Source organism: Arsukibacterium sp., assembly GCF_036735525.1.
Lineage (GTDB): Bacteria > Pseudomonadota > Gammaproteobacteria > Enterobacterales > Alteromonadaceae > Alishewanella.
Genome location: NZ_DAINOE010000103.1, coordinates 1 through 9,842, shown reverse-complemented (window position 1 = coordinate 9,842; position 9,842 = coordinate 1). Strand labels below are relative to the sequence as shown.

The 9,842-nt window shown below is 46.9% G+C and carries 9 protein-coding genes; 4 read left to right on the top strand and 5 right to left on the bottom strand.

From position 1 onward, the window contains the following. Positions 1 to 49 precede the first annotated feature (49 nt). Both V7D78_RS15035 and V7D78_RS15030 read left to right on the top strand, forming a co-directional pair. The gene (locus V7D78_RS15035) at positions 50 to 304 is read left to right on the top strand and encodes a type II toxin-antitoxin system ParD family antitoxin (protein WP_333609273.1); all 255 of its coding nucleotides are present in this window, start codon (positions 50 to 52) and stop codon (positions 302 to 304) included. After that, a complete protein-coding gene (locus V7D78_RS15030) occupies positions 297 to 599 on the top strand; it encodes a type II toxin-antitoxin system RelE/ParE family toxin (protein ID WP_333609272.1) in 303 nt (100 codons plus the stop codon). Before V7D78_RS15035 ends, V7D78_RS15030 begins: the two co-directional genes overlap by 8 nt. Positions 600 to 635: 36 nt before the next feature. Here the strand turns inward: V7D78_RS15030 and V7D78_RS15025 are convergent, their stop codons facing one another. Together V7D78_RS15025 and V7D78_RS15020 are read right to left on the bottom strand one after the other, a co-directional pair. Then, on the bottom strand, positions 636 to 1,343 hold the full coding sequence (locus V7D78_RS15025) for a substrate-binding periplasmic protein (RefSeq protein WP_333609271.1): 708 nt from the start codon (positions 1,341 to 1,343) through the stop codon (positions 636 to 638). Between the two features lie 240 nt (positions 1,344 to 1,583). Continuing rightward, entirely contained in the window at positions 1,584 to 2,792 is a 1,209-nt protein-coding gene (locus V7D78_RS15020) for a hypothetical protein (protein ID WP_333609274.1), read from the bottom strand. A 399-nt stretch (positions 2,793 to 3,191) separates the two neighbouring features. On the opposite strand from V7D78_RS15020, the gene V7D78_RS15015 reads away from it, so the two are divergent. Continuing rightward, positions 3,192 to 4,568, top strand: a complete 1,377-nt coding sequence (locus tag V7D78_RS15015) for a sensor histidine kinase (RefSeq protein ID WP_333609270.1) — start codon at positions 3,192 to 3,194, stop codon at positions 4,566 to 4,568. Here the strand turns inward: V7D78_RS15015 and V7D78_RS15010 are convergent. Then, a complete protein-coding gene (locus V7D78_RS15010) occupies positions 4,565 to 5,488 on the bottom strand; it encodes a pirin family protein (RefSeq protein WP_333609269.1) in 924 nt (307 codons plus the stop codon). The genes V7D78_RS15015 and V7D78_RS15010 overlap by 4 nt on opposite strands. Positions 5,489 to 5,754: 266 nt before the next feature. On the opposite strand from V7D78_RS15010, the gene V7D78_RS15005 reads away from it, so the two are divergent. Continuing rightward, entirely contained in the window at positions 5,755 to 7,386 is a 1,632-nt protein-coding gene (locus V7D78_RS15005) for a methyl-accepting chemotaxis protein (protein WP_333609268.1), read from the top strand. A gap of 24 nt (positions 7,387 to 7,410) precedes the next feature. On the opposite strand, the gene V7D78_RS15000 is transcribed toward V7D78_RS15005, so the two are convergent. Both V7D78_RS15000 and V7D78_RS14995 read right to left on the bottom strand, forming a co-directional pair. Beyond that, positions 7,411 to 8,004, bottom strand: a complete 594-nt coding sequence (locus tag V7D78_RS15000; RefSeq protein WP_333609267.1) for a GNAT family N-acetyltransferase — start codon at positions 8,002 to 8,004, stop codon at positions 7,411 to 7,413. A 66-nt stretch (positions 8,005 to 8,070) separates the two neighbouring features. Next, positions 8,071 to 9,111: a GGDEF domain-containing protein gene (locus tag V7D78_RS14995; protein ID WP_333609266.1), complete on the bottom strand. Its 1,041-nt coding sequence runs from the start codon at positions 9,109 to 9,111 to the stop codon at positions 8,071 to 8,073. Positions 9,112 to 9,842 lie beyond the last annotated feature (731 nt).

Genomic DNA, 9,842 nt, shown 5'->3' with positions numbered 1-9,842 from the left:
TTAATGCGCATATTATGCTTATGTTGTGTTTGATTTTGTGAGGTGGAATATGAATATTTCGTTGGGCGCAGAATTTGAAAAACGGATCAATGAAAAGCTTGCTTCGGGGCTCTATACCTCCGCTAGCGAAGTTATACGGGATGCTTTAAGATTACTCTTTGAAAGAGATCTTGTTAAACAACAACAGCTTGAGCTTTTACAGCAAGAAGTATTACGCGGAGTTGAGCAGTTAGCGGCAGGCAAAAAATCGTCTAAAAATGTTTTAGATATTTTTGCTGAGGTGGAGCATAGCGTTAATGGCTGAATATCAGCTTTCACCACTAGCTGAGATCGATGTTCAGGAAATTGTTGCCACTACTATTGCCCTGTGGGGCGTGCAACAAGCCAAAATCTATATGCAGAATATACATAATACGCTGGTGACTTTGGCGCACAACCCCAATTTAGGGAGGACTAGAGTCGACATTTTTGTCGGTGTAAAAAGCTTTCCGTCGGGTAAACATTGCATTTATTATTTGCCTGCTGACCACGGCATTGACGTGGCGAGAATACTGCATCAGCGGATGGATCCTAGCTCAAAATTTGAAGAATTAATTTAATTGTCAGCGAACTCAAAATACAGGGCACTAGGAATTTCAAGGCCACTGGCTCAGTATTTGCTCGTACATGCCCGACGCTTTAAGCCTGGCAAGTTCTTTATTAAACTGCTGTTGTAACAGTGGGTCTTTGACAATAGCGCCATAAGCCTGAATGGTAAAAATCGGGTGGATGGTCAGTTTATGATTTGGATAATGCTGTTGCAGGATATAACTTAATAAGCGTCGCTCGCCAATCACCACATCCGTTCTGTCGTTTACCAGCAAGGTTAACTGTAATTCCCGTTCAGCGACCTCCAAATAATTGGCGTCTTTCACTACCTTGGCAAATGCCTCGCCCAGTACTGAGCTGGCAAATTGATAGGCAATGACTTTTTTACCTTTTAAATCTGCAATGTCATTAATGTTGTGCTGATGTGTATCTAAAGATACCGCCACATCGTGAAACGGCAGATATTTGTCGGTTAAATGGCCCTGTTCAGAGGCAAAGGCGGCGGGGCTGGCAACATCATACTTGCCCTCATTAAACTCTTTAATCAGCCGGCTATAACCCAGCAGGTGAAATTCGGTGTGATAGCCCATTTCCTTAAAAATGTGGCGGATGATTTCAACATCAATGCCGGTTACGCCTGTACCTTCCTGAAAAAACGCCCAGGGCGGGCCAATATTAACGGCGACAGAGAGCGTTTTTTGCTCTGCACTGAGCTGGCCGCAAAAGATGAACATCAACAACAGAATTGTGCGCATTGTAATTACCAGTATGTTGCTGATGGATAGGTAGTGCCATCATATTATTTCTTGTTTATTGCACTATAGTGTAAGGCAGCAGAAATATCTTCCAGTAAGCTAACGTCGACCATAACACCGTTCATAATGCCAAGTGCGACATTGTAGTGGCACACTAAATTTTGATGTTTAAATGAAGCTTGCAACAAACAGCAACAGACAACCCAGATCCAGGTTGTCTGTTACCATATCGCGGTGAGATTAGTAAATCAGCCTTAATTTGACATCATTGGGGCTGGCCGGGTCGTGCTCCAGGCTGATTAAATAGTGCCGGCCTTGTTGCAAGGTTTGCAGTGCCGTTTTCTCCAGTAATAACTCATTGCCATTGCTACTCACAGCCGTGAGCGCCAGGGATACTGGGGTAGAGGGCAGCCGGATCTGCTGTTTGCCACCTATAGCGAGTTTTTGCACCTTATATTGGGCATTCTGAATGGTCTCATGTTCGCGCACAAAGTACAGGTGCAGCTGCTCAAAGGTGTGGTTGGTATTGATTACGGTGACATCATGCTGATGCCGCTGCGGCCGGTTGGCTTCAAGGTATTGCAGGTTTCTGGCTTGCCCTGCGCTGTCCTGAAACAACACGACAACTTTACTTTGGGCTTGTTGCAGGCTCAGTAACTGATTACTGAGTAGCGGGTTGGCCGCTTCATCCTCTACCGATAACTGATAATCGCCCTGCGTCAACTCAGTGTAGTCACTGAACTCTGCCTGGTTTAACGACATCAGTGGCGCCTGATCAAGCCTAATCTGTACCGGCTGCATACTGTTGTATAAGCGGAACTGCGCTGGCGCAAAACGGTGTACCAGCTGATCAGTGACATTGGAGTTAAGCAGCAAATCTACCACCAACTGCTCAGCCAGCGGCCCTTGTTGGTCGCGCACTATCAGGCTGTAAGTGCTGTTGTATTGAAAGTTAAAACTCTGGCTGTGGAACAGCACCTGCTGCTGCCCTGCCGCAGTTAAAAACAGGCTGTAATGTCCGCGCGCCAGCTTTTCCGCTGGGTAGCTCACTTCTAATGCACTGAGTTGATCAATTAATTCGGCTTTAGAAAAATCGTCGTTGGCTTTAGCTAAATGGATATCCAGTTGCGGGTACTGCTGAGACAGGTTGGTCAGGGTCAGCATAAATTGCTGATCAAGCTTTGCGTTGCGATCAAATGCCACTGATAACAAGCTGGGTTCACCCTGATCTTCTGCCAGGATCAGTAAATGTTTATAACCCGTTTTCAGGGTTAAGCTGTCTTCCAGCAGCAGTTGCTGGCTATGTACTGAGGTAAAGCTGACGTCATACTCAACATTCTCTAACGTACGTAATGTGGAGGCTTGCCCCAGGTTGAGCTGAGACAGCTGGCTGTCATTCAGCTGCAGCTGCACCGGTTCCTGACTTGATGCCCCATGATAAAACTGCAGATAGCTTTGGCTAAACTCGGGCTTTTATGCTTCCTTATCAGCGCTGCCACCACAGGCCGCTAAGCCAAACAACATAGCCACACCCAAGGTGATTACACGAAATTTCATTAACATTCTACCCTACCTACTTGATTAATAAGTGGCTGAGCCTACGCAAAATTACAGAAACAAAGAAGGGCTGTTGTCAAAACAACACAATTGATTACAATGGGTTACACTTGCAACCTGAGACTACTGGTTACGACAAAGCTGTAACTTTTAGGCGTTGATACTGAACCCATGGAGTGTGTACAGCAGAAGTATAGTTGGCGAATGTCAAGAATTTGCCCTTTTTCGGAAAAGCTTGCTAAGCTCATTTACTGAAGTTCTTAAACCCTTAGTAAGGCTTACCTCAGAACCATGCAATTATCGCTGGAAAATATACTGTTGGATGTGTCAATGAACCCTCTGCTGGATTCGGGGGAGTTGCCGCAGGCAGAAAAAATGCTGTTACAAGCTTGTCAGCAGGGGTTGCAGGTGAGTCGCGTCAGTATTTGGTTGTATTTACCGGACGAACATGGCATTGCTTGTCGCGCCCTGCTGGATCAGCAACAATGGCAAAGAGTAGAAGAGTTAATTCTGCATCGGAATGATTTCCCAAATTATTTTAAAGCCTTGGCAGAGCAGCGGGTCATTGTTGCTAATGACGCCCGCAGCCATAGCGCAACGGCAGAGTTTAGCGATCCCTACCTTAAACCCCGCGATATTTATTCTATGCTGGATGTGCCCATTCGCCATGCCGGTAGCATGATTGGCGTTATTTGCTGTGAGCAGACCGGGGCCCCCCGGCATTGGCAAGCTGATGAAACCAGCTTTGTTGCCGTGTTGGCCGATTTATACGGCAGGGCACTGGCCGCCAGCCAAAAACGTCAGTACCAGTTGCAGCTAATGGCACTGAATACTGAGTTAGAGCTAAAGGTACAGCAACGCACCGAGCGGCTAGAAGCTAACATTGCCGAGCTCAAGGCCACTCAGGCGCAGTTAGTCGAAGCCGAAAAAATGGTGTCATTAGGTACACTAGTGGTGGGGGTAGCACATGAGGTCAATACCCCTGTTGGCGTGGCCTTAACGGCTAATTCAACCAGTAAGGAGCTGACCGAGCGGCTGTTGCAAAAGCTTAGTGCTAATGAATTGTCCCGCTCCAAATTAGAACATAGCTTACTGCAGATTCTGGAAAGCCAGCACATTGCCGAGCGCAATTTAATGCGTGCTGATGAGCTTATCCGCAACTTTAAGCAAACCTCTGTTGATCAGGTACACTATGACCTGCAACAGATTAACCTGCGGCAATACATCTTATCTGTTCTGGTATCGTTGCGGCCTTACACCAAGGACTATAGCGTCGAGTTTGACGTGCAATGCCCGGCAGAGATCAGCCTCTATACCTATCCGGGTGCCATTGCCCAGGTGCTGACAAATTTGGTGATCAATGCCTGTCTGCATGCGTTTACCGGGCAGCCTCTGCCGCATAGTATAGTGATCCGGGCCAACGCGCTGGCCGGGGATCAGCTGTTGTTGCAGGTGCAAGACAATGGTAAAGGCATGAACGACCTGGTGAAAAAGCGGGTGTTTGAGCCATTTTTTACCACCCGCCGCGGTCAGGGCGGCAGTGGTTTGGGGTTGGCCATAGTGTACAACCTGGTGACCAACAGCCTCAAGGGACATATTCAGCTGGCCAGTCAACCTGGGCAGGGCGCCTGCTTTAGTTTGCAGTTGCCACTGCGCTTAAGCGGCTAAGGATAAGGAATATACTCTTGTTCATCACCCGGCACTTTGGCAAAACGTCCCTGCTGCCAGTCGGTTTTTGCCTGCTCTAGCCGCTCCTTGCGGCTGGAGACAAAGTTCCACTCCATATACCTTTTGCCGATGGCCTCACCTCCAATCAGCGCAATGTGTGTTGGTTGCTGCGCTTTAATGACCACCTGCTTGGTATCGGTTAACACCACCAACTGATGTGCATTTATCAGGCTATGCTGCAAGCTAACCTGGCCAGCAGCAATGTAAAGCCCGCGTTCAGCGCAGTCGGGTAGTGTAAGGCTTTGGCTGGGTTGTAGTTCAGCTTCGAGGTATAAGTTCTGGTAAAAGGTTTTGACGGGCGACTGCAGGCCATAGGCGCTGCCAATCAGCACCCTCACCGGCACACCATCCAGGTTCACTGCAGGGATCTGTGCAGACGGGTAATGGTAAAACGCCAGCTCGGTTTCTTCATCGGCTTCTGGCAGCGCCATCCAAAGCTGCAGGCCATGCAGTCTGTGTTCGCGTGCGGTCACTTCTGGCCGTTCCCGCTCAGAATGCACTATGCCTTTACCGGCCACCATCAGGTTAATATCGCCCGGTGTAATGGCCTGATAACTGCCTAGTGAATCACGATGCAGTATTTCTCCTTCAAACAGGTAGGTAACAGTGGCTAAATTAATATGCGGGTGAGGCCGCACATTGACGCCTGTGCCGGCAGCAAACACTGCCACGCCCATTTCATCAAAAAACAGCCAGGGGCCGATACTGCGGCATTCACGTACCGGCAAGCTGCGTCGCACGCTAAAACCGCCTAAATCTTTTGGCTTAGCTTCAATAATCAGCGCTATTGTTTGTTTGTCACTGTCGCAGCTTTGCTGGATCTGGCAGTCAGATTCCGGGTGGCGGCTTGTTGTGCTCATAGCTCCTCCGATAAAGCTGTAATATTTAACATAGACATCAAACTACAGAATTGAATGACATGTAGAAGATTGATATGCAGATACTTTATAAAAAATTATCGACCTATATTAATACCAATTCCGAAATTTGATGATTAATTAATGGCCTGTATTGCTTAGTCAGCCATTCACTTGCATTATACTAAATTACGCCCGATGTACTTGGGGTGGTTTTTATCTGCGGTCACAGTTAAAGGTGCTTTGCAAATAAATGTTAAGGGTAGTCTATGAAAATAATCAATCGTTTGTATGCAGGTTTTGCCGTGTTATTACTGATAATGCTGGGCATTACCTTGTTTGGTTTACAGAAAATCGGGGTGGCTGATAAAAGCCTGACGCAATTGTCTGAGCAAACTGCAGTAGAGCAGCGCCAGGCCATCAATTTTCTTGGTAGCGTGCATGACAGAGCCATATCAATTCGTGATGCAGTATTAGTGCGTGATAGCAATAAAGCGCGGGTGCACTTGCAAGACATTAACCGTCTGAATGAATTTTATCAGAGCTCAGCTAAAACGCTTGATAGCATGTACGCCACCGTGCGCCACAGTCCTGACGAAGTCGCCCTACTACAAAATATTAAAGACATTGAGCGTTCTACGCTGGCGCTGACCGACACCTTATTACAGCAGATAAACAGCAATCAGTTCGATGAGGCTACCCGCTTTTTATTAAACACTGTTTCGCCTTCCTACAGCGAATGGTTAAAGCGCATTAACAACCTGATTGATTACCAGGAAAAACTCATTCAGCACGAAGTAAGCACAGCGCGCGAACAAACAAATAGTTTCCAGCGAGTCATGCTCACCGTTACCGCTATCGCTTTTATTATTGGAATTTTTATCGCTTACCGCGCAGTAAACCGACTTAAGCTAACCATTGGTGGAGAGCCTGAATATGCTGTCTTTGTTATTAAAAAGATTTCTTCCGGTGATTTAACCACTAAAATAAGCGTGCCTTCGTCAAATAGTATTTTGAGTTCGGTGCAAGCGTTAACGGCTCACCTGACACAGATGACACAAAACTCAATGGAAGCGGCCGCGAAATTAACTGCTGCTTCTAAGTCCTTATTACTTAATGCTCAGCAAAATGAGCAGTCAATTGGCCGGCAAAAAATAGCGACTGATCAGGGCGCCACTGCCATTAATCAAATGTCATCTACGGTATCTGAAGTAGCCAGTCACACCAGTGATGCTGCCGGTTTAGCGCAAACAGCGATGAGTGAATTTATGGCTGGTCAGTCTGAAGTGACTAAGACGCAAACCAGTATCAATGCACTGGCCAATAAAGTGACTGAAGCCTCTGAGGTGATTAACCATTTGTCGGAAGATAGTCGGCAAATAGGCTCTGTGTTGGATGTGATTCAGGGCATTGCCGAGCAAACCAATTTACTGGCATTAAATGCTGCTATCGAAGCTGCCCGCGCCGGTGAGCAGGGCCGGGGCTTTGCGGTGGTTGCCGATGAAGTACGTAATTTAGCGCAGCGTACTCAGCAATCGACCCGGCAAATTCAGTTGGTCATTGATAAAATGCAACAGTCTTCGCAAAAAGCGGTGGCAGTAATGCATGAAGGGAAAACCCAGGCTGAAGTCAGTGTTAATCAGGCACAAGCCGCCGGCGAGTCGCTGAATGCCATTAACCTGTCTGTGTCGAAAATAAGTGATATGAACATGCAAATTGCCACCGCAGCAGAAGAGCAATCTGTAGTGGCCACTGAAATTAACCGTAACTTTGGCCAAATCACTCAAGCTGCATTGCAAGCCGAACAGGAAGCCAGCAAAATTACTGCTGCCAGCCAACAGTTAGAAGCGCTGGCCAGAACGCTGGAGCAAAACGTTAAGCAATTTAAAACTCACAGCTAAAAAGCTCAAGCCAGATTAGCTGTTTTACCCTTTAGCCGGCGCAAAGTATTGCAGTCTTGACTGCACATACAGCCGGCATAGGGCGGCTTCAAGGTAGTTGACAGGAATAGTGTCGGTTTCTTGCTCACTGTGGTACATCACAAAGCCGGCCTTCTGATAGGTAGCCAGTGCCGCCGGGTGATCGGCACTGCAGGTATGGACCCATATTTTGCCCGCTGTCCATTGCCGTGCCAGGCTTATGGCCGCCTGAGCCAGCTTTGGCCCCAGCCCCTGGCCGATAAAGGCAGGCAGTAAACCGAAGAACTTCAGCTCCACACTGGTTTCACCGGGGTTATCATTATGCTGACAAAGCTCGATGTAACCAGCAGGTGTGCCGCGACAATACAATACCCAGGTTCGTACCCTGCCAGAGGCTAAATAGCTTTGCCAGTGGCCATAATCCCAGCTAAGCCTGCTATACCAGCGCCAGTGGTTGCCAACGGCGGTAAATAAAAACTGACTTAGTTCAGGGCTGGCTATTTCTGCTTCCATTAGCAGGCTGCCTGCAGGCCATGTGGGTAGCTCAGGCGTTTTACCCTGATAAGCCAGATACCAGGTAGTGATTGTATTCAATGTCATTTTGGCTCGTTCAGGTTAAAAGGCTTAATTGGCATGCTAGCAAAGCTGGGTAATGGCGTAAATGCTTTAAGCTTGATACAACTTAAAGCCGCCACGACCGGTTTGCTTTACCTGATACATTGCGCTATCGGCTCTCTCCAGTAACTCATTAAAGTCTTTACCATGCTGCGGGTAAATGCTGATACCAATACTGGCACCAATCAGATATTGCTGACCATTTACGCTAAATGGGTGATTAAACGCTTGTAAAATTTTACGGGCAATCTCCTCGGTAGAGCTGGCCTGATCTAATTGTGTGGCGATTACCACAAACTCATCACCACCAATACGGGCACAAATATCAGTACTACGAATGCAGCTCTTCAGGCGATAGGCGACATCTTTTAACACCAGATCACCGGCTTTGTGACCAGCCTGATCATTAATAGGTTTAAATTTATCTAAATCGATGTAAAACACGGCAATGCCCTGATGCGGGCGGGTAGCTAGATGCAATGCCTGACCAAATAAGGTATCAATATAGCGCTTATTGCTCAGGCCAGTGAGCGGATCTTTGTAGGCCATATCCAGTGCTTTTGCTTCAGATTCCAACAAACGTTTGTGAAACATCGATAGCACTGCTGCCAGCAAAGCAGTATACATCAGCATGACCAAAGTGGTGCCGGTGATAAATGACAGCACCCGCCATTGCTCGAATAATAACCGGGATACCGGCACATACACCAGCCAATGTATTAGCATCATACTGCTTAACAGTATGATGACATACTTAATGTAGCTATGAATGGCTGCAGTGCCCCGGCTTATGGTAATGGTGACGACGGCTAAACAGAGTGCGTTAAACATGGCCAGGCCACTGGCATAAAGCCAGGATGGCACCTGATACAGATGAGCAAACAGCAAGCTTAGTTGCATAATTAGCACCATGCCTATCAGCAAGCGGCTTGGCAGCCAGCTGCCAAAGAACCGGCCCACGCCAATCATTAACATCAGCTTTTCCAGCAGGATCAGCATTGAATATAAAAGTACGGCATTGACCAGTTCGTCGGAATGAATCCCTAAAAATGCCAGGCGGGCGATAAAAGAAAAAAAATGGCTGCCGCCCACCAGCTGCAACCGGAGTTAGTGCGCGGGATCTGGCTGGCGATCAGAAAAAGAAAAAAGTACACCAGGTAAATAGCTAACCCGGCTGTATGGACTGTCTGAAACAGCATATGTCGTCCTTGATATCCTGTATTGCACCCGGCTAAACCTTTAGCTATAAGGCCTGAGCGCAATTGTTCACAGGGGTATGGCTGCTATTAAACATAGTCAGCAAAGACCGAATTGTAAATGGCAGCCGCTAAGGAACTTAGCAGCTTTTTTATTATTATTTGATGCAGCAGTTTATTTGTGGCTGGCTAAGCCCACTACAGCGCTTTGTTGCTTATTCGACATTTTGAATTTTCTTGTGGATTTTTAAATTTTTTATGAATTAAATCATATATTTGGTTTTTTATTTGTTGGTTGTTTTGTGCTTTTACCCACCACTTTACCCGCCATTTTTCGATTGCTTGATTTGTCGTTCAAATAACAGGAAACATCCATTGCCACTAAAGGCATGCTAAATGTGTAGTTTTATGATAACTAAGTAAAGTGTCGTATTTTTGCTTGGGTGTTTGTCGTATTTTTGCTAAGCTGATGCAACGTAATACCGGAGGTGCCTTGTGCCAAAGTTAAGTTTAAAGCAACAGGTTGAACAGCAAATTAGTCGCACTAAGCAGGATGTTTTTCTGCGCGCTGATTTTGAGCAACTGGGTGGCTATGATCAGGTAGGGCGGGCACTTCGAGAGTTAGTG

What these genes read in the sequence shown, in the direction of transcription:
- V7D78_RS15015 (WP_333609270.1), top strand. Translation starts at nt 3,192, where the DNA reads ATGCAATTATCGCTGGAAAATATACTGTTGGATGTGTCAATGAACCCT.
- V7D78_RS15010 (WP_333609269.1), bottom strand. Translation starts at nt 5,488, where the DNA reads ATGAGCACAACAAGCCGCCACCCGGAATCTGACTGCCAGATCCAGCAA.
- V7D78_RS15025 (WP_333609271.1), bottom strand. Translation starts at nt 1,343, where the DNA reads ATGCGCACAATTCTGTTGTTGATGTTCATCTTTTGCGGCCAGCTCAGT.
- V7D78_RS15005 (WP_333609268.1), top strand. Translation starts at nt 5,755, where the DNA reads ATGAAAATAATCAATCGTTTGTATGCAGGTTTTGCCGTGTTATTACTG.
- V7D78_RS15000 (WP_333609267.1), bottom strand. Translation starts at nt 8,004, where the DNA reads ATGACATTGAATACAATCACTACCTGGTATCTGGCTTATCAGGGTAAA.
- V7D78_RS15030 (WP_333609272.1), top strand. Translation starts at nt 297, where the DNA reads ATGGCTGAATATCAGCTTTCACCACTAGCTGAGATCGATGTTCAGGAA.
- V7D78_RS15035 (WP_333609273.1), top strand. Translation starts at nt 50, where the DNA reads ATGAATATTTCGTTGGGCGCAGAATTTGAAAAACGGATCAATGAAAAG.